This window comes from Microbacterium algeriense (genome assembly GCF_008868005.1).
GTDB lineage: Bacteria > Actinomycetota > Actinomycetes > Actinomycetales > Microbacteriaceae > Microbacterium > Microbacterium algeriense.
The window spans coordinates 89,944-113,024 of sequence record NZ_WAAO01000001.1; the positions used below are offsets into that span (position 1 = coordinate 89,944).

Consider the following 23,081-nt stretch of genomic DNA (forward strand, 5'->3'; position numbering starts at 1 on the left):
CCGGATCAGGCACTCCCGCGGGATCAGGAGCTTGGGCGCGGAAACTGCCTGATTCGGGCGGATCGCCTGATGCGGCGCACTGGCGGCGCGCACGCGGAAGGGGCCGCCCCTGCGGACGGCCCCTCCTGCCCTGCTGCTGATCCTCTCTATCGTGCGCTTCCGTAGTAGGAGACGTTCGGGAAGGCGAACCCGTCGCCGGCGCCGTTCCACACCCCGGTGAAGGTGATGACGACGGTCTGCCCGGACGCGAGCGGACCCTTCCACGCGATGCTGTTCCCGGTGACCGTTGCGGTACCGCTGTTCGCGGTCACGCTCCCGGCGTTCCAGCTCGAGTCGTCCAGGACGCCGGCGAGGTCGTACACGATCTCCGCGTTCGCCGAGTCGACGTTGCCGTTGTTGCCGAACTCCATCCGGTACGTCACGGCCTGGCCCGGCTGCGGGTCGGTCGGGTTCGAGTTGAACGTGTACTGGAAGAACTCCCGCTTGACGGTGTCCGTGTCGTCGTCGCAGACGTTCGACGCGTTGTTCGCGACAGCGCACGCCTGGTTGGTCAGAGAACCAGGCGGCGCCGACTGATTGACCTTCGCGTTCACCTTCACCGTCACCGACTGGCCGGCAGCGAGATCGCCGAGTTCGGCGGTCACGGTGCGCCCGGCTGCGCTCACTGTCACGCCCGCAGGACCGCTGCCCGACACGAAGTCGAGACCGGCCGGAAGCGGATCGCTGACCACGACGCGCCTGGCGACACCATCGCCGGTGTTCCGCACCACGAGGTCGTAGGTGAGCTCCTGCCCCAGCTTGACGTCGCCCTGCCCGTCGTCCTTGCTGATCGTCAGAGCCGGCTTCGTGATGGTGGTGTCGTCCCCGTCGCAGGCCTGGGTCGCCGAGGTCGCCACCGCACAGGCGTTGTTGCGCAGGACACCGGACGGGGTGGCCGCGCCGACGGTCGCTTTGACGGTGATCGTCGACGACGCCCCGGGAGCGAGGGTGGGGATCGTGCCCTCGACGCGCTGACCGTTCACCGACACCTGACCGGTGGTCCCGGCCGTGTACGACGCGGTGATGCCGGTCAGTCCGGCAGGCAGGTCGTCACTGACGACGACGTTGCCGGCCGCACCGTCGCCGGTGTTGCGCACCACGATGTCGTAGGAGAGCTGGTCGCCGACGACAGCCGTGGTCTGGTGATCGTCCTTGTCGATCGTCAGCACCGGCTTGGTCTGCTTGGTGATGGTGGTGTCATCCCAGTCGCACGCCTGGTTGGACGACGTCGCCACGGCACACGCGTTGTTGCGTACGGTGCCGATGGGTGTCGTCGCGCCGACCGTCGCCTTCACCGTGAGCGTCGATGCGGCTCCGGGCGCGAGCGAGGGGATCGTGCCGCGAACCTGCTGGCCGTTGACGGAGACCTGCCCTGTCGTTCCCACCGTGTACGAGGCGGTGATCCCGGTGAGTCCGGCCGGCAGGTCGTCGCTGATCGCCACATTGGTCGCCGCGGCGTCGCCGGTGTTGCGCACCACGATGTCGTAGGAGAGCTGGTCCCCGATGACCGCGGCATCCCGGTGGTCGTCCTTGGCGACCGTCAGCACCGGCTTGGTGGGCTTGTCCACGTCGATGTCGATGCTGTGCAGGTCGCCGGGCACCTTGGTCCAGGTCGGCACCACGCCGAGGAAGGCCCCCTTGGAACGCATCGTGATCTGGAACTCGACTTTGGAGACCGTGCCGTTGACCTGCACGGTGCCGCTCTTGGCCGCGAAGTTGGTGGACGTGATCGTGTTCGACGTCACGTCGAGGTTCCCGCCGACCGAGCTCAGGGTCACCCCGGAGGTCTTCAGGGTGTACTTGGCGGAACTCTGCACGATGCCGCCGACGGAGTAGACGTCGCCGCCGAGGTTCCCGAGCTTGATCTTCGGATTCGTGATCTGCTGACCGAAGTCGACGACGACGTTCCCGCGAACGCATTCGACGCCGTTCTTGCAGGGGTAGCCCTCGTTGAGGCCGATGACGTTCAGTCCGAGCTCACCGCCGTCTCGGACCGTGGCGAGGTTGACGACGTCGCCGGAGCTCTTGACCTGGATCTTGTCGGTGGTGCTGATGGTGGCGGTCGCGCCGGCTGCGGAGGCGGTGCGGGTGTCGCCCGAGCCGCTCCAGCCGTTGATGTCGGCCGCCGTGGCCGCGGGGGCGGCCGCGAGGGCGCCCACCGCCAAAGCGGCGAGCAACCCCCCGGCCAGCGCACCCCGAAGAATGGATGTCTTCTTCACAGGTTCTGTGTCTTCCTCTTGTCGTGTGGCCGAAGCGGGTCAGTCGATGGACGACGGGCGGCGTCGCAGGACGAACGTGCCCGCGGCGCCGGCCGCGAGGACGCCGGCACCCGCGAGGCCGACCGTCGGGTCGACCATCGGCACGGCGGGACGCTCCGCGAACTGGTGGCTGTAGTTGTAGGTGAACCGCTGGTCATCCGTGAACACGCCGCCGGTGTAGAGGACCTTGGCGCTGTTGGTGATCTGCGGCCCCCAGTAGTCCTTCGCGACCTGGAACGTCGCCATGGGCGTCACGATCCTGGTGCCGCCGTCATGCGTGACGTTGAAGGTCCAGACCACGTTCGCGCCGATGAGCTGGCCGCCCTCGGTCGCCGACACGAAGCTCGTGTTGGCCGGCACGGGGAGGATGACCTTGTAGACGCCGTCGATCTGCTCGTCGTTGACGAGCTGGACGATGGCGCCCTCCTTGATCTCCGATTCCGGCGTGACGCCCGTGGCGGCGGTCTGCGTCGCGCGGCCGAGGTAGCCGCGCACCTGCACCGGAGAGTCGGCTTCGTCCGTGGACTGCGCCTGTGCCGGCGCGGGCCGGGTCGGCGCCGGGTAGGCCGATGAGGTGCTGTCCGGAGCGATCGGCTGCTCGGCGGCCGTGGCCGCCTGACCTCCGAGGAGCGACCCCCCGATGATCAGCAGGCCGATCCCGGTGGTGCATGCGGACTTGAGGATGCTCTTCATCTCGAGCCCCTTTCTTGAATTGACGCGGCGGGCAGAGTGCTTCGCCACGGACTAGACGGAAGGGGCGGTGGTTGATTACGCCCGCTGTCGGCGGGCGTACCGGCGCGTCTGCTGCCGCCGGAACAGGTGCAGATCCGCGATCACGACGACGAAGACCAGGTAGGCGGCGCTGAAGCCGATGATGCTGAGCACCGAGCCGATCAGGCGGTGCGTGAGCTCGTAGCCAACGTCGAAGCCGAGCGCGTGCGATCCGAGGGCGATCACGCCGAGCCGCACCTGATTGGTCAGGAAGATCACGACCACCGACAGGATCAGCGCACGGAGCACGCGCCCCCAGCTCACCCGCTTCATGGCCAGGATCACTCCGGACAACGCGAGCAGAGGCGCGGTGAGGAACGCGATCGTGCACTCGTTGGTCACCATGAAGGCGACCGTCCTGCCGGGTTCGACCTCGAGGATGAAGTAGTTCAGGTAGGGGCGGACGCCCCCGGGGACGAGCGGGGAGAGCCAGGCGCTGGCGACGCCGGCCTCGACGATGCGGACCCGCTCCTCGAAGACGATGAGCAGCACGGCGACGGCGACGAGGGCGAGTCCGATCAGCACCCGCAGAGCGGTGTCGACGGCGGAGGGGCGTCGTCGGGCGCGGGGCGCAGGCGGGGCTTCGAACCCGCGCTGCGAGAGGGCGAATGCGGGCATCAGCTGTCCTTCGCGATGGGTCCGGAGACGTTGATCTCTCCGTTGCGGCGGGTCTTGGCCCACCCGTTCCGGCCGCGCAGGATCCGATAGATGGCCCGCGCACCCGTCAGATAGACGTAATAGTCGTACAGCCACAGCCCGAAGCCCCAGAGGATCCCCGTCCAGAAGCCTGCCTGCGGTTCGCTGTAGCGGCGGTAGAGCGGTCCCCAGATGAAGAACGGGCCGATGCCGAACGCGAGATAGAACACGGCGAGCAGGGCGAGCGACGCGGGCGGCAGACTGACTGCTCCGGAGAGGAGGCCGATCGCGGCGCCGATGAACAGCGTCACGGCGGCGAGGTTCGCGATGACCTGGAAGAACGGAAGGATCAGGTAGTAGCAGGCCTCGAAGACGCCGGCGTTCGTGAACTTCGTCGACCGTGCGATCTCGGGCACGTACCGGATGCACTGCATGTTCCCCTGCGCCCACCGCGTCCGCTGCACCGTGAAGCGCAGGAAGTCGTGCAGAGCCTCCTGGGAGACGTAGGTGTCGTGCAGGTGGCGGTTCTTGTGGCCGGCGAGCAGCACGTGGATGCCGAGCTCGTAGTCCTCGAGGAGGGATCCGTGCCAGGGCCGGTCCGATTGCGCGGAGATCTCGTCCAGCACCGACAGCCGGGTGAACTGGCCGTTGCCGCCGAGTCCGACGGTCTGCGTCCACCCGCGCAGGGACTGGACGGCTGCTATCGGACCGCGGAACTCGATGTCCTGCATCCGGATGAGGAAGCGTCCGAACGTGTTCCGCACCCGGCCGGCACCGGGTACCGGGTGCCGGTCGTCGCGGTTCTTCATGTACACGGTGACCTGAGCGGCTCCCACCTCGGGATCTCCGAACGCGTTCGGCGAGGCCGCCTGGCGCAGGATGTTCTCGGCGACCTCGCCGTCCGCGTCGACCACGCAGACGATCACGCGGGAGCGGTCGGCGTCATCGGGCAGGTAGTCGTGCAGCTGGAAGTACGCGGCGTTGAGGGCATCGCCCTTGCCGGTCCTGGCGTCGGGGCGCCGCCGCTGGACGAGGTGGACGAAGGGGTCCTCGTCCGCCGCCGCCTGCACGATCGCGGAGGTGTCGTCGTCGCTGTCGTCGTCGATCACCCAGACGTGCGCCTCGGGCACCGTCGTGCGGAGCATGCGGATCGTCCGCCCGATGACGACCTCCTCGTCCCGGCACGGCACGAACATGTGCCATTCGAACGCGTCGACCGGTCCCTCCGGATCGGGTCGGCGACGCAGGAACGGCACCACGATCATGAACACGTAGACGAGGAATGTCAGCGTGACGAGGAAGGAGATGGCGTTAGCGGCAGCGATCACGACGCCCTCGGGGGTCGGCCACGGCATGGCGGAGCAGCCGCTGACGCCAGAGCAGGAACGCGCCGGCGCCCATCGAGACCGCAGCGGCCACGACCCAGGTCACCACCGAGTCGGGTCCGGTCATCGCGAGCGTGCCGACCAGGGCGATCGGAGTGGATACCTCGTTGCTGTACATCAGGCCTCCTCGGGGGTGATCTCGGTCACGGCGACGCGGATGTGCTCCGCGATGCGCTCTGTCGCCTTTCCGTCGCCGAAGGGCGAGGGGAGGGCGTCGAGCCGTTCGAGCGTGCGCTCCACGGACGCGAGCAGGGCGGCCGTCTCCGCCGCGAGGGTCTGCGGGGTCACCAGCTTGGTGAAGGTGCCCAGCGCCTCGGGTCGCTCGGTGGAGTCGCGGACGACGAGCACGGGGCGCCCCAGGACGGTCGCCTCCTCCTGGATTCCCCCCGAGTCCGACACCAGCACCGCGGCGTGTGCGGCGAGCGCGAGGAAGCGCTCGTACGGGAGCGGGTCCTCGGCGATCAGCGCGTCCAGCAGATGCGTGGCCTCGAGCGAGGTCAGCACCGCTCTGGTGCGCGGATGCACGGGGAAGACGACGGGCCAGCCCGACGCCGCGATGCGGTTGAACGCGTGCAGCGTCGCGAGCAGGTTCTCCGGATCGTCGACGTTCTCCTGCCGGTGCAGGGTCGCCAGCACGTATCGAGAGGGATACAGGCCGAGTCGGACGAGCTCGTCGCCGTCGGCTTGAGCGGCGGCGCGCTGCGACCGCACCGCCTCGACCACGGGGTTGCCTGTCACGAGGATGCGCTCGTCGGCGATGCCCTCGGCGAGCAGGTTGGCCCTGTTCGCCTCCGTCGCGGCGAACAGGTCGTCGGCGATGTGATCGACCATGACGCGGTTGTGCTCCTCGGGCATCCGCCGGTCGTTGGCACGGAGTCCGGCCTCGACGTGACCGAGGCGGACTCCGACGGCGTTCGCGGCGAGCGCGGCCGCGAACGTCGCGTTGGTGTCGCCCTGCACGACGACGTACTTCGGCTCGAAGCGGGTGACCGCCTCGGCGATCTGCTCGGCACCGCGTCCGATCTGCGCGGCTCGTGGGAGGCCGCCCACGTGCAGCTGGAGATCGACGCGGCCGATGCCGCAGGACTGCAGGAACGCGCGGGACATGCCGTGGTCGTAGTGCTGGCCCGTGTGGACGACGTACGCGGCGTCACCGAGACGGCGGACGAGTGGCGCGAGCTTGACGATCTCGGGACGCGTTCCGAACACGACCATCACCGACGATCTCGGCAGACCGACGGGCGAGGAGGATGGGGAGAGCTTCATTTCTGGGTACCTCGATCAGCCCTCGGGGGAGGCTCCCCCGAGGCTGACGTGACGAGTGGTTATCGGTTGGACTTGCGGCGAGCGCCGAGCACGAGGAGCAGCGCCCCGCCGACCAGCAGCACGACCGCCGGGATCGCGGACAGGATGGTGCCGCCGGTCTGGGCGAGGCCGGCGGGGGCCGGAGCGCGGACGGCTGTCACCGCGCACGACCAGCCGGCGTCGTCCTGGCAGGGATGCGCGGCGGTGAGGGGCGGAAGCGCGGGAAGCCCGGACAGATCCTCCGGCACCGCGATGCCGGCCTGTTCCGCCGCGTCTCGCAGAGCCTCGATCATGGTCGCGTCGTAGGCGACGGTGGCGCGATTGGTGATCTCTCCCCGCGCGTTCGCGGGAACCTGGACCCGCAGCGTCAGGGTGGCCGTCGCGCCGGATCCGAGCTCGGGGATCACCCAGCCCACGCGGTCCTTCACCGCCGCGCCGCCGGTCGATGCCGCGATGAAGCGTGCGCCGTCGGGCAGGTCGTCGACGACGGGGATCTGCGTCGCTGTGCCGGGGCCGGTGTTGGCCACCGTGATCGTGTAGTCGAGGATCGCTCCGGCCTGAGCCGTGGCCTGCGCGACCGTCTTGCTGATCTCCAGTGCGGCGGCCGGGGCGACAGCCGTCACCGCGCACGCCTGCTGCGGGTCATCGGGGCACGGGGTGACGGCGGTCGGTGCCGGGCTGCCGGCCGGAGCGTCTGCCGGGTTCTGCACCGCGGCACGGTTCACCAGCTGCGCCTCCTCGAGTCCGGCGGGGGTCGTTCCGCTCACGTGCAGCTCGACGCTGCCCCCGGCGGCGACCTCGGGCAGGGTCCATCGCACGGCGCCGTCGTCGACAACACCGCCCTGATCGGCGGTCACCCCGGTCAGCGCGGCGGGCAGCATGTCGACCACGGGAACGCCGGCGACCGCCCCGGTGCCGGAGTTGGCCACGACCAGGGTGTAGGAGAGCGACTCGCCGTGACCGGCGACCTGCTTGTCCACGACCTTCGAGATCGACAGGGCGGGAAGCGCGGTGACCGCCGTGGTGGCGCACGCCGCGGCGGCGTCGTCGGTGCACGGTGTCGTGGAGACCGGCGCCGGCGTCTTCTCCGGAGCGTCAGCGGGGTTCTTCGCCACCGCACGGTTCACGAGCATCGAACCCGCTGTCGACCGGTCGACGGTCCCGGTCACGTGCAGGAGGGTCTGCTCACCGGCCGGGATGCTGTCGATGGTCCAGGACACCCGCCCGTCCGCGATCGCGCCGCCCTGCTCGGCGGTGGCATCGGTCAGACCGGACGGGAGAGTGTCGGTGACGGGCACCCCGTGGGCGGCGGCTTCGCCGGTGTTGGACACGGTGATGGTGTAGTCCAGGGTGTCGCCGGGCACGGCAGCAGCCTTGTCCACGACCTTCGACACCGTCAGCGCCGCGAGCTTCGGCTCCGGCTCGGGAGTCGGTGTCGCAGTCGGAGTGGGTGTCGGGGTCGGGGTCGGGGTGGGCGTCGCCGTGGCCGTGGCGGTCACCCCCAACGCATAGGCGTCCAAGCCGGCCGTCTGGGAAGGGCTCAGGCCGAAACGGGCGACGTCGAACACGATCTTGGTGATCTTCGTGCCCGGCACCGTGAAGCTCCCGCAGCCGCCGGGACGCGGCGAGGCCGTGCAGTTGATCCGGACATCGCCGCGGAAGTACCCGTCGCCGCCGTCGACGAAGGTCGCGCCGTCCGACACCACCGCCTTCGTGGCGCCGCCGTCGGCCGACGCGAAACGGATCCCGTCGGCGGCGGACCAGCCGAAGGCGCCTCCGGTCCCGGCTCCGAACTCGGCGATGTGGATGGCGGGATCGTCGACGGGCCGATCGAACTCGACGGTGATTTGCCCCTCGCCGCATCGCTTCGCCGTGCCGCAGTTCTTCCGCGAGTGGACGTCGAGGACCGGGAGGGTGCTCGCGGAGACGCCGGGGGCGTACATCGCATCGGTCCCGCTCCAGGAACTGAGCGTCTTGCCCTGGGCCCCGAACGTGCGCGACTCGTCGCCGGAGATCGTCGCGGTCGCGATCGTGCCGTCCGCGAGCGTGAAGGTACCGGTCCGGGGATCCGAGATCGTGGCGGACTCGTCGGCCGCAGCGGCGGGGGAGCCGACGGCGACGCCGGCCCCGAGGACGAGCAGGATTCCGAGCATGAACGTGCCCGATCGTTTCCTCATGGCGTATTGCTTCCTATCTCACGTGCCTGGTCATCCCGGGCACCGTGGGGGTGCCGGACGTGTACTGGACGGCGAAAGCCGCCGGGGATTACGCGCGCCCGTCGGAATCAGTCGACGATGATCACGGTCGCCGACGCCGTGCCCGACACTCCCGCGATGTTGGACTGCGCGAAGCTCAGGGTGACGGCGGTCCCCGACGCGACGGGAGAGGAGCTGACGTCGAGGCTCGCCTGCCACAGCTCGGTGCTCGGGCATGCACCCGCGGCGAGCGTGACGCCGTAGGCGGAGACCGTGAGGTCGGCCCCGACCTCGCATCTGACGGTGATCGAGAGCACCTCGGTGCGGGAGACCTGCGTCGGGATCTCGATGACCACGGGCGGGCCGGGAACGCTCACCGCGGGCGGAGGCGGCGGGGGCGGCGGTGCCGGGGCTTCGAGCACGTCCGGGGCCACGGATGCCTCGGGGGCGGGGTCGGGTGCGTCGACGACGGGGAGGGGCTCGGGGCTCGGGGACGACACCGCCGTCGGAGAGGGGGTCGGCTCAGGGACGGCGCGGTGCACGAGCTGCTCCGTGGTCTGCGATGAGGCGGTCACCGCCGGCTCTCCGACGAGCGTGGTCGCGACCCCCACCCCGAGCGTCGCGGCGGTGACGGCCGCGACGACGGCGAGGCTCGCCTTGCCGGTCACGAGGCCGGCGACCGGCAGGGTCACGGCGGCCGGCATCGGTGCCGCGCTCGCCGATATGCCCGCGGAGGTCAGGGCTCCCCACACCTGCGCACCGGCACCCACGGCGACGCCCGCCGGGAAGAGGACCGTGAGCATCCGCGAGCTGGCCTGCCTCGCCTCCGCCGCCTTCGCCCGGCAGTCGGCGCATTCGTCGAGGTGCGCATGGATGCGTTGGTTGTCCCGCGGGGTGAGGCGACGACGGGCATGCGCTCCGAGCTTGCCGAGCGTCCAGCGGCATTCCTTCGACGTCGGAGGCTGCGCCGAGACGTGCGCCGTGATCCACGCCTGCCGGAGACCCTCCCTGGCCCGGAAGGCGAGCACTGCTGCCGCACGCTCGCTGATGTCCAGGCGTTTGCCGATCTCCTGCATGGACAGGTGCTCGACCTCGCCGAACCACAGCACGTCTCGCCAGCGCTCCGGAAGCGTGAGGATCGCCTGCGAAACGAGCGACGCGTCGAAATCGGCGTCCGCAGCCGCCTCCGTCGTCGTCGGGTCCTCGACCGCCTCGATGTACTCGATGGGCACCTCTCGGCGGGAGCGGCCCCAGCTGATCGCCAGATTCCTCATCGTCGCGAAGAGGTAGGGCTTGAACGCGGCCGTCGGGCCTTTCCCGGCCTGGATGGCCTGGTAGATCCGGGTGAAGGACTCGGCCACCAGATCGTCCGGATCCGTCGACCACCAGTAGGAGCGCGCGACCGCCGACGCCGCCGGTGCGTATCTCTCCCAGAGTTCGGCGTACGCATGCTGATCGCCCGTACGAGTACGGGCGAGGAGGTCGGCGTCGCGCTCCCGTTCGGCGTCTGCGTGTTGGTCGGTCATGTCTCCCCTTCCCCCGCGGGGGTCTGTCAGGACCTGACGACGGGCGCCGGTCCTGTGCGATTCGCACCGAGGGGGGTGCCGGCGACCGTCGTCGACGGCACCCCACCTCGGGTCACGGCTGGCGGCTGGATCGTCGGAGCCGCCGCACCGCGACCAGGCCTCCTCCCGCAGCGAGCATCAGCACCCCGATGAGTGCGCTCCACGTCGCCGGTTCGCCTCCCGTGATCGCCAGCGATCCCCCGGCGGATCCCGGCTTCACGGGCGAGCTCGGCGTCGTCGGGGTGAGGGGAGTGCTCGGCGTGCCCGGCACCACGGGCGGGGTGACGACCGAGACCGGGTTGGTGACCGATACCGTGACGGCCTCGTCGCCGACGGTGAACCGCTCGGGCGAGATCACCGGGTCGCCCCAGGTGATCCCCTCGACGGGCTTCGGCGCCCGTTCTCGGATCGTGACGTCGGCGCCCACCGGCAGCGCGGGCGCGGACACCGGCGTGCCGGCCCCGAGCGTGAGCTCTCCGGAGCCTGCCGGGAATCCCGGACCGGCGGGATACGAGTACTCGAGCACGTAGCGGGTCGCTGCCGGCACCATCGCGGTCGCCTTCGCCGGCCCGGCGAGCGTCTTCATCGCGAGGAACGGCTGGGTGCGCAGGGTCGCCGTGTTGGTCAGCGTCACCGCGACGGACTCGTCACCCCGGATGGTGACCGTCTGCGGCGAGAACGCGGGAGCCGCCCACTCGAGGTTCGCCGGCAGCCCGGCGAGGGATTCGGAGAGCGAGACCGTGCTGCCGGCCGCGAAAGCGGGACTGGTCCACGTCTCGCCCGCGTGGACGGCGAACTCGCCGGTCGCGGTGCTGCCTTGCGGGGTGGCCACGACGTAGCTGCCGTGGAAGGTGAGGTCTTCCAGGTTCGCGGTGTCGCCGTCGAGCTTCTTGGAGATCGTGAACGTCCCCACCCCTGTGCCCTCTCCCGTGCCCGAGCCGCCGTGACGGGTGACCTCGGAGGTCACGGTGGAGGCGCTCTGGGTTCCGACGGTGATCTCGGCCGCGTTCTGATACGTGCCGGCCGCTCCGGCGTCCGTCACCTTCGACAGGTAGTGGACGTTGTAGAAGTACCCCTCGCGCGCCGTGAAGCTCACGGTCGTACCGTCGGCGGAGACGGTGTAGTCGGAAGCGGCCACCTCGGCGAACGGCCCGGGCACGACCATCCCGCTGGGGAGCGTCTGGAACGCGTTCGCCGCCCACAGGCTCGGGGAGCGCTCGCCGGTGGCGGATTGGGAGAGGAGCTCCTGGTTCGCGCCGATCACATCCTTGACGACGACCTCCTGGCCCCCGGTCATGCCCGTGGCGCCCGCGCCGATCGCGACGTCCCACTGGATCGTGTCCGTGCTGTTCTGGTACTCGCCGCTCTTGAAGTTCGAGCGCCCCGTGAACGTGCAGTCCTCGGTGCAGATGAACGGATCGGGCTTCACGTCGACCGATGCGGTGACGTCGCCGAAGTCGTAGTCGACGGTGGTCTGCTCGGTGACCTGGGTCGTGACCGTCGCCCAGAACGAGAACCTCCCGGACAGGCCGAGAGGGTGGCTGCGCAAGTAGGCGCTGTCGAAGTCGCAGACGAGCTGCGTGCCGGTCGCGACGCAGTCCCCGGCCTTGGCGCCGGTCGCATCGAGCAGCGGGAATCGGTCCGGCATGCCCTGCAGATCCGCCGGCAGATCGACGACGAACCCAGCGGGTGCCGTCGGATTGTCCGGCAGAGACCAGGTGCCCTTGAGCTCGGCCCTGGTCCCGCTCGTGACGGTGCTCTGCGCGAAGGCGAGCGAGTCGATCTTCGCCTCGGTCGCGTACGGGGGAGCAGCCGTCGCGGACAGCGGCGCCAGCAGGGCTCCGATCAGTCCCAGGACGAGTGCGGCGGCAGCGGAACCGCGGCGAGACGGACGGCGGTCCGCGCGTCGGCGCGGCCGAGCAGGTGGCGAATCGGTCAACATGAATTTCCTCCGGTGAAAAGCCGCACACGAATCGAAGAGCGCGGTTACAAGGCAGACACAGTAACACGTTACGTCTTACGCGTCGGCCGGAAATATACTGCAAATCCTCGGCACGGCGCCCATCGCCGGGTTGCATCAGACGACGTCCGAGGTCCGTCGGACGGATGACGACCGTCCTCACCCGGCGCGGCCAGAGAAGTGCGGCGGGCCAGGGGAGGCGGCCCGCCGCACGAGGGCTCGGCTCCGGAGAACGTCGACGAGGTGGGAACTCACCGACGCCGGACCACGGATCCCGTCCGTGCTCGAGCGCCCGACCTCACCCTCGGGGACAGGACGCGCTCACGCCCGAAGCATTACGCGCGGGCTCGCGGATTATGCTCGAACCCGTGCCCATCGCCGCATCCGCCTCCCCCGCCACCGCCGATTCCGACCGCCGCCGGCTCGCCGCCGCACTGACCGATCCGGCGCCGTTGAACTGGATCATCACAGGCGATTCGATCACCCACGGCCTCGTGCACACCCAGGGAGGACGCAGCTACCCGGAGCACCTGCACGAGCTGATCCGCGGAGAGCTCGAGCGCGTGCGCGACATCGTGCTCAACACGGCGATCAGCGGCAACCGCATCGTCGATCTCCTGGACGACTGGGATCGCCGAGTCGCATCCTGGCGCCCGGACGTCGTCACCCTCATGATCGGCACCAACGACGCCTCGGACGGCGGTCCGCGCCCCGTCATCAGCGCGGACGACTATGCCGCGTCGCTGCGCGACTTCGTGACGCGGGTCCGCGGGCTCGGCGCGATCCCCGTGCTGCAGACCCCGCCGGCGATCGACGTGCGCAATGCGCCTGAGCGCGGGCGGATCGGCGAGTTCGCCGCGGCCGTCCGCCGGGTCGCCGTCGACGAGGACGTCATCCTCGTCGACCAGCACGCCCGCTTCGCGGAGCTCGGCGACGGGGGTGTGCCGTGGGGGCTGATGAACGACCCCTTCCACCCCGGCGCCGCCGGCCACGCCGCCCTGGCACAGGAACTGGCGCGCGTCCTCGGCATCCGTCCGGAGGGCCCGCGCGCCCGCACCCTCGCCCTCCTGGAGGGCATCGTGGGCACGGCGCGCATGAACACGTAAGGCGGTCGCCCCTCACCCCCACCGGATGAAGACACCCTGGACGGCGGCCTCGGCGCCGCAGTAGGTTGAGCGCATTCACACTCGACAGTGAGGTGGGGGGCATGTCACACGTCGTCGCGACAGGGGCCGGCAAGGCCATGATGGAGCGCCGGAACGATCCGACGCACGACTACATCCTCGGGCTCACCGGCAAGGAGCGCCCGCGCGTGCTCTTCGTCGGCACGGCCACCGGCGACGATGCCGCCTACATCGTCAGCTTCTATTCCACGTACGACTCCGACCGCTGCGCGCCGCACCATCTGCCGCTGTTCCATCGCGCGGTCGACGATCTGGCCGGCTTCGTGCGCGGCTTCGATGTGATCCACGTCGGCGGCGGGAACACCGCGAACATGCTCGACGTGTGGAAGCGCCAGGGTCTGGACGAGATCATGCGCGAGCTGTGGGAGGACCCCGATTCGAACGTGGTGTTCACCGGCGGCAGCGCGGGCGGCATCTGCTGGTTCGAGGGAGGCACGACCGACAGCTACGGCCCCACGCTCCAGGTGCTGCCGGAAGGTCTCGGTTTCCTGCACGGCAGCTTCTGCCCGCACTACGACGCCGAAGACCAGCGCCGGCCCCTCTTCCACGCCTCTCTTCTGAGCGGGGAGCTGTCCACGGGTTACGCGGTCGGCAACCTCCAGTCGCTGCACTTCGAGAACTCCGAGTTCGTGACCGCGATCAGCCCGGTCGACGATCCCCTGGCGCTGCGGGTCGAGGCGGTCGACGGGAAGATCGTCGAGACGGAACTGCCGACCAGGCGGCTCACCGGATCGGCACCCGTCGTGAAGGGGCCGTCGTCATGAACGACAACGTGTGGATCCTCGTCGCACAGCTCGTCGTGGTCATCCTCGCGATCTTCATGGGGACCCGCACGAGCGGCATCGGACTCGGCGTCTGGGGGCTCGTCGGCGTCGCCGTCCTCGTGTTCCTGTTCGGCGAGGCGCCGGGAAACGCGCCCGTCGACGCGGTCTTCATCGTCATCACCGTGATCACCGCCGCCTCGACCATGCAGGCGGCGGGCGGCATCGACTGGATGGTCTCGGTCGCCGCGAAGGTCATCCGCCGGCGTCCCCGATCGGTCGTCTTCCTCGCCCCGGCGATGTCGTTCCTGTTCACGGTCGGCGCCGGGACCGGCAACATCTTCTACCCGCTGCTCCCGGTCATCTACGACGTCTCGTACCAGCAGAAGATCCGCCCGGAGCGCGCACTGTCGGTCTCCGCCGTCGCCTCGCAGGTCGGCATCCTCTGCTCCCCGGTGTCCGCAGCCACCGCGTCGATGGTCGTGCTGCTCGCCCCGCAGGGCGTCGACCTCGGCGGCCTCCTGCTGATCATGTGGCCGGCCTCGATCGCCGGCCTCCTCCTCGCCGCGCTCGTCATGATGCGCCACGGCAAGGACCTCGAGGACGACCCCGAATACCAGCGGCGACTGGCCGAACACCAGATCAAGCCGCCCGTGGTCGACGCGCACGAGAAGAAGCTCGCCCCCACCGCCGTGCTGTCGGCCGGTCTGTTCCTCGCCGGCGTCGCCGTGATCGTGTTCTTTGGCCTGTTCGAGAACCTGCGGCCCGTGATCGGCACGGACGACAACGGCGACCCGCTGCGCCTCAGCGTCACGGTCATCATCGAGGTGACGATGGGCATCATCGCCGCCCTGATCTTCGTATTCTGCAAGGTGAAGGCCGCCGACGTGCCGAAGCAACCCACCTTCCCCGCCGGCATCGTCGGAGCGATCGCCCTGTTCGGCATCGCATGGCTGGCGAACACGTTCGTCGCGGCGAACCAGACGCTCATCGTCGACGGCCTGGGCTCGGTGGTCTCGGGGTCCTCGGCGTTCCTCGGCGCCCTGCTGTTCGCCCTGGCCCTCTTTGCGGTCGCGATGCTCACCACCAGCCAGTCGAGCGCCACGAATGCGATCGTCCCGATCGGCATCACGATCGGTCTTCCGGCCACGCTCCTGGTGGGGCTGTGGCCGGCGACGATGGGCATCTACACCCTGCCGGCGAACGGCAGCCAGGTGGCCACGGTCGCGTTCGACCAGACCGGGACGACCAAGATGGGCAAGTTCGTCGTCGACCACTCCTTCCAGCTGCCGAACCTCGTGTACATCGGCACCGCGATCATCGTCGGAGTGACGCTGTCCCTCCTGTTCGGCTGACATGATCGAGCCCGTCGACCGCTCGGCGCTCCGTCAGTTCCTGCTCGGGCTGGCTCAGGGGATGAACGCCTCGGGCGAGTCGGTCGACCGCATCCGCGACACCATCGCCGAGGTGGCGACGGCATCCGGAGGAGATGACACCGACTTCGTCGTGCTGCCGACCATCATCATCGTGGAGACCGGAGACGCGGAGGAGGAGAGGGTCGCGATCCGGTCCGCCACGAACGCCTCGTTCCGCTTCGATCAGATCGCCGCGCTGTACGACCTGATCACGCTCGCCCGGACCGGTTCGGTGGCTCCGCTCGACGGCATCCGGCGGCTCAACGAGATCGGCGCCATGCGGCCGCGCCTCGGGTGGTTCACCCGCACGCTCGGGCACGCCGTGCTCACGACCGGCCTCGCCCTGCTGCTCGCCCCGACCTGGCAGGGGGCGATCGTCGCCTTCGCGCTCGGCTTCGGGATCGGGCTGCTGAAGCTCGTGCGCTCCCCCACCCTCCAGCTGATCATGCCGATCGCCGCGGCCTTCGTCTGCGCCGCGGCGGTTTTCCTCCTCGCGGAGGTGATCGAGATCGGCGATCCCATCCGGCTGCTCATCGCTCCCCTCGTCACATTCCTCCCCGGCGGGGTGCTCACCACGGCGACCGTCGAGCTCGCCGCAGGACAGATGATCTCCGGGGCCTCCCGGCTCATCTACGGCTTCGTGCAACTGGCGCTGCTCGCGTTCGGCATCCTCGCGGCGGGGGCGGTCATCGGCGTCGACTCCGACTCGTACGAGCCGCTCGACGCCTCCTCGTTCCTGCCGTGGTGGGTTCCGCTGCTCGGCATCCTCGTCTTCGCCCTCGGCAACTACCTGCACTTCTCCGCCCCGCCGTCGACGTTCGGGTGGGTGCTGCTGGCGCTGGTCGTCGCCTACGCCGGCCAGTGGGCCGGGACTGAGTTCATCGACCCGGCGGTCGGCGGCTTCATCGGCGCCGTCGCCGTGACCCCGGTCGTGTTCTGGATCGCCGGACTCCGCCACGGAGCCCCCTCGCAGCTGACGTTCCTCCCCGCGTTCTGGCTGCTCGTCCCCGGTGCAGCCGGGCTCGTCGGGCTGACCGAGGCCTTCGCGACCGACAACGGACTCGCCGACTTCACCGCCGCCCTCGTCTCGGTCATGTCCATCGCGCTGGGAGTGCTCATCGGCACCGCGCTCTACCGGGTGGTGCACCACGGCGCGGAGGAGTTCGTCCAGTTCGCGGTCGCTCCGCCGCCGCCCGCGAACGACGATCCGAGCCCCGGTCTCTGGGCGCGGCTCTCGTCCCCGCTGCGACGCCTCGGTCGCGGACGCTGAACGGTCTCCGACCCTAGCGATAGACCTCGCGACGATGCCCTGCGTGGACGACGACGACCGTCAGGACCTCGTCCTCGATGCGGCGCTTGGCCTCGGGTGGAAGCTTGCGAATCGCACGCACAGCGACGGGAAGGAGATCAGCCTTCGGCAGGACCAGCGTGCTCGGGCGACTGCCGATCGGCCGCCCACGAGGAGAGCAGACGCAGACGCTCGGCCGAGGGCGAACCGGGCTCGGCGGTGTAGACGAGCAGCACGTGCCCCGGCTCCGCGGTGATCGCGAACTCCTCGTAGGCCAGGGTCAGATCGCCGACCACCCGGTGGTGGAAGCGCTTGGTGCCCGCACCGTGCGTGCGCACGTCGTGGGAGCCCCAGAGCCGACGGAACACGTCGCTGCGCGTGGACAGCTCGCCCACGAGCTCCTGCAGTTCGCGGTCGTGAGGGTCGCGCCCCGCCTCGGCGCGCATGATCGCGACGCACATCTCCGCGAAACGGTCCCAGTCCGGGTAGAAGTCGCGGGAGGCCGGATCGAGGAACTGGAAGCGCGCGAAGTTGGGGGTGCGGCCGCCCTCGCCGTACATGTCCGCGTAGAAGGCGCGGCCGAGGGCGTTCGCCGCGACCAGGTCGGCTCGGGTGTTGCGCACCACGGCGATCCCGTCGGTGAACGCGTCCAGCGCCCAGTGCAGGCTGGGTCGCGTCGCCGGGTTCCCCGCGGTCCGGCGTCGTCGCAGCCGCCCCGACGTCGGGATGCCGTCGACCGCCCGCGCCAGGTCGAACAGATGCGCGCGCTCCGTGTCGTCCAGCTGGAGGGCATCGGCGACGGCATCGAGCACCGACGCGGAGGCACCCCCGATCGCCCCGCGCTCGAGCTTGGCGTAATACTCCACGCTGACCCCCGCGAGCACCGCGACCTCGGCACGACGCAGCCCGGGGACACGGCGGTTCGCCCCGGCGGGGATGCCCGCCTGAGCAGGGCTGAGGCGGGCGCGCCGCGACATGAGGAACTCGCGGACCTCGGCTCGATCGTCCATCGTTCCAGGGTAGGCAGCACCACCCGCATGTGGGGTGCCCTGCGGGTACACCCCTCCGCAGGGACTCCCCCGAACGCGCTCGGGAGCGTGTACTGGAGGACAACGAACGAAAGGAACACCACCATGCGTGGAGTCGTCATGCACGCGCCTCGCGACGTCCGTGTCGAAGAGCGCCCCGACCCCGTCATCGAGCAGCCCACCGACGCCGTCATCCGGGTGTCCGTCGCCGACAACACCTGTGAGATCTGCCGCGCCGGCTACCAGTCGCACTGCGTCCATCGCGTCCCGATGGGCGCGCTCGGAACGCAGGCCGAGCTGCTGCGCGTCCCGCTGGCCGACGGCACGCTCGTCGCGGTGCCCGGCGACCCGACGCCGGCGCAGCTGCGCGGTCTGCTGGCGGCATCCGACGTGCTGGGGACCGGGTGGTTCGCCGCCGTCGCCGCCGCCGCCGGACCGGGCAGGACCGTCGCCGTGGTGGGAGACGGTGCCGTCGGACTGCTCGGAGTGCTCGCCGCGAAGCAGCTCGGCGCCGAGCGCATCATCGCGATGTCTCGTCACGCCGATCGACAGGAGCTCGCCCGGCGATTCGGCGCCACCGACGTCGTCGAGGAGCGCGGAGACGCCGGCGTCCAGGCGATCAAGGACCTCACCGACGGACTGGGCGCGCACTCGACCATCGAAGCCGTCGGCACGCAGGAGTCGATGATGCAGGCGATCCGCTCCACCCGCGCCGGCGGGCACGTCGGATACGTGGGGGTCTCCCACGACGTCGAGCTCCCCGGTCAGGAGCTGTTCTTCTCCGGCGTGCACCTGCACGGCGGGCCGGCCCCGGTGCGCGGGTACCTTCCCGCGCTGATCGACCTCATCATGACGGATCGGATCGACCCCGGCGCCGTCTTCGACCTGACGCTGCCGCTGGCGGACGCCGCCGAGGGCTACCGCGCCATGGACGAACGACGCGCCACCAAGGTGCTGCTCACGCTCTGACGCGCGCCCGACCCCGCGCCGCGGATGCGCGACGCGGGGGCGGGTGCCGTTCAGAGCGTGGCGAGGATGTCCTTCATCTCGCTGATCTCCGCCGTCTGGGCGTCGACGATGTCCTGCGCGAGTGCCACGGCATCGGCATTCTCGCCGTCCGCGATCTGCGCTTCGGCCATCTCGACCGCGCCCTCGTGGTGCATGATCATCTGCTCCAGGAACAGCGTCGACGCTTCCGGCCCCGCCGCCTCCTCGAGCGCGGCGAGGTCATCGTCGCTCATCATGCCGTCACCGTGATCCATCTCGCCGGCGTCTCCAGCGTCTGCGCCCCAGTCGTCGAGCCAGCCCTGAAGCTGCTCGATCTCTGGGCCCTGCGCCGCGGTGATCCGCTCGGCGAGGTCGGCGACCCGCGGGTCCACGTCGTCCTTCGCGAGCACGATGTCCGACATCTCGACGGCCTGCTCGTGGTGCACGATCATCATCGACGCGAACATGACGTCGGCTTCGTTCGCGTCCCCCGCGGGAGCGTCGGACGCGGAGTGGTCCATGCCGGAATGGTCGGCGGGTCCCGCTGGTTCCGCGGAGGCGCAACCCGCGAGCGCGAGCGTTCCGGCGAGGACGAGGGCGGCCGCAGCCGTGATCCTGGTGTTCATTTCTCTCTCTTCTCAGTCAGGGGAGGGCGACCGCGGTTGCGGGCACCCGTGGCGCAGACGGGCAGCGCTCAGGTGCGACTGATGCAGAGCGCATGGAGAGAGGGCGGGCGAGGACGTGGGGTGCGGCCGAAGGCGGGGAGGGGATGCACGCGCCCCGGGCCCTGGGCGAGCACGAGGGATGGCCGTCGCAGCAGCAGAAGCAGACCGCCGAGAAGGGCGAGGACGCACAGGGCGGCGGCACCGTGCCCGACATCGGACGGCACCGCCACTTCCGCGTTCGTCTCCGTCGTGTGATGCAGCGCGGGGGAGGCCGGCGCCGCGGCCGCGTGGGTGACGACGGTGTGCGGATCGGCGGATCCGTGCGTGTTGAAGGCATGCATCCCCAGCAGGCCCACGACGATGCCGAGTGCGAGGCAGACGACCGACAACGCTCCCCGCAGTGTCGTCGCACGCCTCATGCGGGCCATGCTACCCGCTGGGGGTATGGGTATCAGCTCAGCGCGCGACGCCGGCCCGGGACAGCAGGCGCCGGACCGCGATGACCAGACCCGCGACGGCGAGTTCTCCGGCGACGCGCGCGGCCAGCGTCGCGATGAGCACTCCCGGCACGAGGTGCTCCGGGGAGAAGACCGGGAGGGCGACGAAGAACAAGACGACGCCGGTCAGAGCTGCCGCCGCCAGGATGCGACCGGGGGATGTGCGGGCGTCGCGTCGAAACGGCAGGGCGAGGTCGAGGACCGCCGCGCCGAGAACCAGAGGCACGATCCCGAGCGGGCCGATCGGGGAGATCGCGACCGTGAGCACGCCCGTGACGAAGGCGGCGAACGTGGCCATGCCCGGGGTGCGGGTCACGACACGGGCGAGCAGCGGAAGGGCGGTGTGCACGGCGGCGACGAGCGCATAGGCCGGAGGCGAGGAGACGGCGAGGACCGTCGTGATCGGCACCACCGCCATGAACACGAGCGCCTGGATCGCGCCGAGCGAGGCGGTCACGAGCAGGGCGCTGGTCGACACCCGCCGCGTCGTCCGCCCCTGCCGCACATTCACCTCTCGAGCCTAGAGGTGCAGGGGGCGCCGGGTCTCCGCGCCGCCGCACTCCACAATTTCGGAATATCGTAGGAGGCGGGGAACGGACCTGGGGAGGGACGATGGGGGCTTCTCGCGCTCCACGGGAGGCGCGGATTCCGCGCGTGTCGGCGACCGTGATCGTGCGGCCGCGACTGAACCGCATGCTCGAGACGGACATGCCGCTGACTCTGCTGCGCGGAGCGTCCGGGTCGGGCAAGACCACCGCCCTCGTGGGCTGGGCGTCGACGACAGCCACCCGCGTCATCTGGCTGACGGTGACGCCGTCGTCGTCGACGAGCGACGCCCTCGCCCGCAGCCTGGGACGATGCCTGCACGGCGCGCTCTCCCCGACCTCGCCGCACGACACCGCGGCCGTCGACTGGCACGCCATCGGCGAGCTCCTGTGCGACGCCGACGAGCCGATCGCCCTCGTGCTCGACGACGCCGCGACTCTGGATCGGGACGGCGTCTTCGACCTCTGTCGAGTCGTGGCGGCCGCCCCGCTGGCGCGCCTGATCGTCGCATCGAACCGTCCAGGCGCCTGGGACAGCGACGGCCTCGATCTCGTCATCGACACCACCCGCCTCTCGCCGGCGGACCTCGCCTTCGACACCGAGGAGATCGGCCGAGCTCTCGACACGGACGAGGACGGCGCCACCGCGGTCCTCGAAGCGACCGGAGGCTTCGCCGCCGTGATCCGGGCCGTCGCCCTGCGCGGCAAGACCTCGACGGAGACCGCTCTCGCCGAAGTCGCCGCCGCCACGGTCGACGACTACCTCCGCAGCCGGATGGCCGAGGGCACGTTCGGGGCGGGGGTTCTGGAGGGCCTGATCCGAATCAGCATCACGGACACCGTGGATCTCCCGCTGGCCCAGGCGCTGACCGATGACGCCGGGATCGTCGGCGCCCTCGACGAGGCGGAGGCGTTCGGATTCGGACGGTGGTCGTCCGGCCCGCACCGGACCTTCACGATCGCGCCGCCCGCACGGACGCTGCTGCGCCGCGAGCTGGTCCGACGGCTCCCGGCCGAGGTCCGGCGGCTCCGGCGGCTCGCGATCGACGGAGCTCTTCGCCGAGGGGCGCCGTTCGAGGGACTTCGACTCGCGGTGGAGGAAGACGACCTCCACCTCGCCGGCCACGTGATCATGTCGGGGTGGAGCCACCTCCTCGACCACGACGGGCGGGAGGTCGTCCGCCTCCTCGGCGACCTGCCCCTCGCACGGCTCAAGCAGGAGCCGCTGGTGGCGATGCTGCTCGGGATCTGCCTGAACGCGAACCGGCTTCGTCGCCTGCGCGGACTGCAGCTGCTGCGCATGGCGGTGTCCGCCGCCAACGCGCGCCGCAGCGGGCTCTCCCCGACCGAGCGGCTCTTCATCTGGACGGCTGAGAGTGCCGCACTCAGAGTGATCGGCATGCCGGACCGGGCCGGGCAGGTCGCATCGCGCGCGCTGGCCGTGTTCACCGAGACGCCGGAGACCGCCTGGCAGCAGTACGCGCGGGAGATGCCGCTGCTGTGCACGCACCTGGGCATCTCGCTCTACTACAGCGGTCGTCGCGATCAGGCGGTGCAGCTGTTCGAACAGGCGGCGTCGCTCGCCGCCGCACAGGGGAGCCGCAACGGCTTCCACGCCATCTGCCTGCTCAGCGGCATCCACGCCCTCAACGGGGATCTGCCCGAGGCTCGACACTATGCCGCGCTCATCCGCGAGGAAGACTGGGACCCCGCCCTGCTCGACGGCTACCGGGGCACCTTCTACCGGGTCGCGGAGGCCATGCTCGCGGTCGAGGACGGCGACATCGCCTCCGCGAAGCAGCACGCCCGCGTGTTCCTGCCGCACCGGGCCACGATCGAGCACTGGACGACGATGGCGACCGTGGAGGCGTGGATCGCCCTGCACGACGGAGACGCGGCGGGAGGACTCGAGCGCCTCGAGTCGTTCGCCCGGATGCGCGGGCGGGAGGCTGGCTCCGCGCACGCGCGTCACGCGCTCAGCCGTCCCCGGATCCTGCTCCACCTCGCGCTCGGCGACGTGAAGGCCGCCAGAGGCACGAAGCAGCGGGACTCCGGCGCCGATCGGTTCGGAACCCTCCTGGAACGTGCGCGGGTCGCCCTCCTGGACGGCCGTGCTCCCGAGGCCGTCCGGCTGCTGTCGCAGACACGGCTCGAGCCGTCGACCTCCCGCGAACGCGCCGAGGCGACGGCCGTGCAGAGTGCGGCGCTGCACCGCGTCTCCGCGGCGGCGGCGCAACGGGCGACCGATGCCCTGGCGGCCCAGCTCTCCGACCGCGAACTGCGCACCCCGCTGGCGCTGCTCAGCGCGGAGGACTTCGCCGCCGTGCGCGCCGACCTCGCGCCCGTCCACGGCTCGCCGCTGCCGACGCGCTCCGCGCTGCCGTCGTTCGCCGCACGGCCGCGCCTGTCATCGCGCGAGCAGGTCGTCCTCCGCGCCCTCACCACGGGAGCGCCCCTGCCCGAGATCGCGGCCGACCTCAGCGTGTCACCGAACACGTTGAAGACCCAACTCCGCAGCATCTATCGCAAACTCGATGCCGCGAACCGCACGGAAGCCCTGGAGCAGGCCGCCCGCCACGGCCTCCTCCCCTCCTGAC

19 protein-coding genes are annotated in these 23,081 nt (G+C 70.4%); 6 read left to right on the forward strand and 13 right to left on the reverse strand.

Features of this window, described 5'->3' with window-relative positions:
• Positions 1-146: 146 nt before the first annotated feature.
• The 9 genes from F6A08_RS00430 to F6A08_RS00470 all read right to left on the reverse strand — a co-directional run bounded on the left by F6A08_RS00430 (position 147) and on the right by F6A08_RS00470 (position 12,096).
• Entirely contained in the window at positions 147-2,258 is a 2,112-nt protein-coding gene (locus tag F6A08_RS00430) for a COG1361 S-layer family protein (protein ID WP_151458296.1), read from the reverse strand.
• A 39-nt stretch (positions 2,259-2,297) separates the two neighbouring features.
• Complete coding sequence (locus F6A08_RS00435) at positions 2,298-2,990, reverse strand: hypothetical protein (RefSeq protein ID WP_151458297.1); 693 nt, start codon at positions 2,988-2,990, stop codon at positions 2,298-2,300.
• 75 nt (positions 2,991-3,065) lie between these two features.
• On the reverse strand, positions 3,066-3,686 hold the full coding sequence (locus F6A08_RS00440) for an exosortase/archaeosortase family protein (RefSeq protein ID WP_151458298.1): 621 nt from the start codon (positions 3,684-3,686) through the stop codon (positions 3,066-3,068).
• Entirely contained in the window at positions 3,686-5,032 is a 1,347-nt protein-coding gene (locus F6A08_RS00445; protein ID WP_151458299.1) for a glycosyltransferase family 2 protein, read from the reverse strand. Before F6A08_RS00445 ends, F6A08_RS00440 begins: the two co-directional genes overlap by 1 nt.
• Positions 5,016-5,207, reverse strand: coding sequence for an LPXTG cell wall anchor domain-containing protein (locus F6A08_RS00450; RefSeq protein ID WP_017203012.1), 192 nt, complete (start codon positions 5,205-5,207; stop codon positions 5,016-5,018). The genes F6A08_RS00445 and F6A08_RS00450 overlap by 17 nt, the downstream gene beginning before the upstream one ends.
• On the reverse strand, positions 5,207-6,355 hold the full coding sequence (gene wecB / locus F6A08_RS00455; RefSeq protein WP_151458300.1) for a non-hydrolyzing UDP-N-acetylglucosamine 2-epimerase: 1,149 nt from the start codon (positions 6,353-6,355) through the stop codon (positions 5,207-5,209). Before wecB ends, F6A08_RS00450 begins: the two co-directional genes overlap by 1 nt.
• Before the next feature lie 59 nt (positions 6,356-6,414).
• Positions 6,415-8,571 carry a DUF11 domain-containing protein gene (locus tag F6A08_RS00460; RefSeq protein ID WP_151458301.1) on the reverse strand — a complete coding sequence of 719 codons (2,157 nt, stop codon included), beginning with the start codon at positions 8,569-8,571 and terminating at the stop codon, positions 6,415-6,417.
• 107 nt (positions 8,572-8,678) lie between these two features.
• Positions 8,679-10,115: a sigma-70 family RNA polymerase sigma factor gene (locus F6A08_RS00465; protein ID WP_151458302.1), complete on the reverse strand. Its 1,437-nt coding sequence runs from the start codon at positions 10,113-10,115 to the stop codon at positions 8,679-8,681.
• Positions 10,116-10,227: 112 nt separating this feature from the next.
• Positions 10,228-12,096: a DUF5979 domain-containing protein gene (locus F6A08_RS00470; protein WP_151459061.1), complete on the reverse strand. Its 1,869-nt coding sequence runs from the start codon at positions 12,094-12,096 to the stop codon at positions 10,228-10,230.
• Between the two features lie 386 nt (positions 12,097-12,482).
• Between F6A08_RS00470 and F6A08_RS00475 the strand changes: the two genes are divergently transcribed.
• The 4 genes from F6A08_RS00475 (at position 12,483) to F6A08_RS00490 (ending at position 16,744) form a co-directional block, all read left to right on the forward strand.
• Positions 12,483-13,220 carry an SGNH/GDSL hydrolase family protein gene (locus F6A08_RS00475; protein WP_225855681.1) on the forward strand — a complete coding sequence of 246 codons (738 nt, stop codon included), beginning with the start codon at positions 12,483-12,485 and terminating at the stop codon, positions 13,218-13,220.
• A gap of 101 nt (positions 13,221-13,321) precedes the next feature.
• Entirely contained in the window at positions 13,322-14,062 is a 741-nt protein-coding gene (locus F6A08_RS00480) for a Type 1 glutamine amidotransferase-like domain-containing protein (RefSeq protein WP_017203017.1), read from the forward strand.
• Positions 14,059-15,414, forward strand: coding sequence for an anaerobic C4-dicarboxylate transporter family protein (locus tag F6A08_RS00485; RefSeq protein WP_151458303.1), 1,356 nt, complete (start codon positions 14,059-14,061; stop codon positions 15,412-15,414). Before F6A08_RS00480 ends, F6A08_RS00485 begins: the two co-directional genes overlap by 4 nt.
• A gap of 1 nt (position 15,415) precedes the next feature.
• The gene (locus tag F6A08_RS00490) at positions 15,416-16,744 is read left to right on the forward strand and encodes a threonine/serine exporter family protein (protein WP_124894520.1); all 1,329 of its coding nucleotides are present in this window, start codon (positions 15,416-15,418) and stop codon (positions 16,742-16,744) included.
• Positions 16,745-16,881: 137 nt separating this feature from the next.
• Here the strand turns inward: F6A08_RS00490 and F6A08_RS00495 are convergent, their stop codons facing one another.
• Entirely contained in the window at positions 16,882-17,772 is an 891-nt protein-coding gene (locus F6A08_RS00495; RefSeq protein WP_192576652.1) for a helix-turn-helix transcriptional regulator, read from the reverse strand.
• 123 nt (positions 17,773-17,895) lie between these two features.
• On the opposite strand from F6A08_RS00495, the gene F6A08_RS00500 reads away from it, so the two are divergent.
• Positions 17,896-18,759 carry a zinc-binding dehydrogenase gene (locus tag F6A08_RS00500; RefSeq protein WP_151458304.1) on the forward strand — a complete coding sequence of 288 codons (864 nt, stop codon included), beginning with the start codon at positions 17,896-17,898 and terminating at the stop codon, positions 18,757-18,759.
• A 50-nt stretch (positions 18,760-18,809) separates the two neighbouring features.
• Here the strand turns inward: F6A08_RS00500 and F6A08_RS00505 are convergent, their stop codons facing one another.
• The 3 genes from F6A08_RS00505 to F6A08_RS00515 all read right to left on the reverse strand — a co-directional run bounded on the left by F6A08_RS00505 (position 18,810) and on the right by F6A08_RS00515 (position 20,450).
• A complete protein-coding gene (locus F6A08_RS00505; RefSeq protein ID WP_151458305.1) occupies positions 18,810-19,403 on the reverse strand; it encodes a DUF305 domain-containing protein in 594 nt (197 codons plus the stop codon).
• A 68-nt stretch (positions 19,404-19,471) separates the two neighbouring features.
• Positions 19,472-19,861, reverse strand: coding sequence for a DUF6153 family protein (locus F6A08_RS00510; RefSeq protein WP_151458306.1), 390 nt, complete (start codon positions 19,859-19,861; stop codon positions 19,472-19,474).
• 37 nt (positions 19,862-19,898) lie between these two features.
• Positions 19,899-20,450: an ECF transporter S component gene (locus tag F6A08_RS00515; protein WP_151458307.1), complete on the reverse strand. Its 552-nt coding sequence runs from the start codon at positions 20,448-20,450 to the stop codon at positions 19,899-19,901.
• Positions 20,451-20,593: 143 nt separating this feature from the next.
• On the opposite strand from F6A08_RS00515, the gene F6A08_RS00520 reads away from it, so the two are divergent.
• The gene (locus F6A08_RS00520) at positions 20,594-23,080 is read left to right on the forward strand and encodes a helix-turn-helix transcriptional regulator (protein ID WP_151458308.1); all 2,487 of its coding nucleotides are present in this window, start codon (positions 20,594-20,596) and stop codon (positions 23,078-23,080) included.
• Position 23,081: the final 1 nt, after the last annotated feature.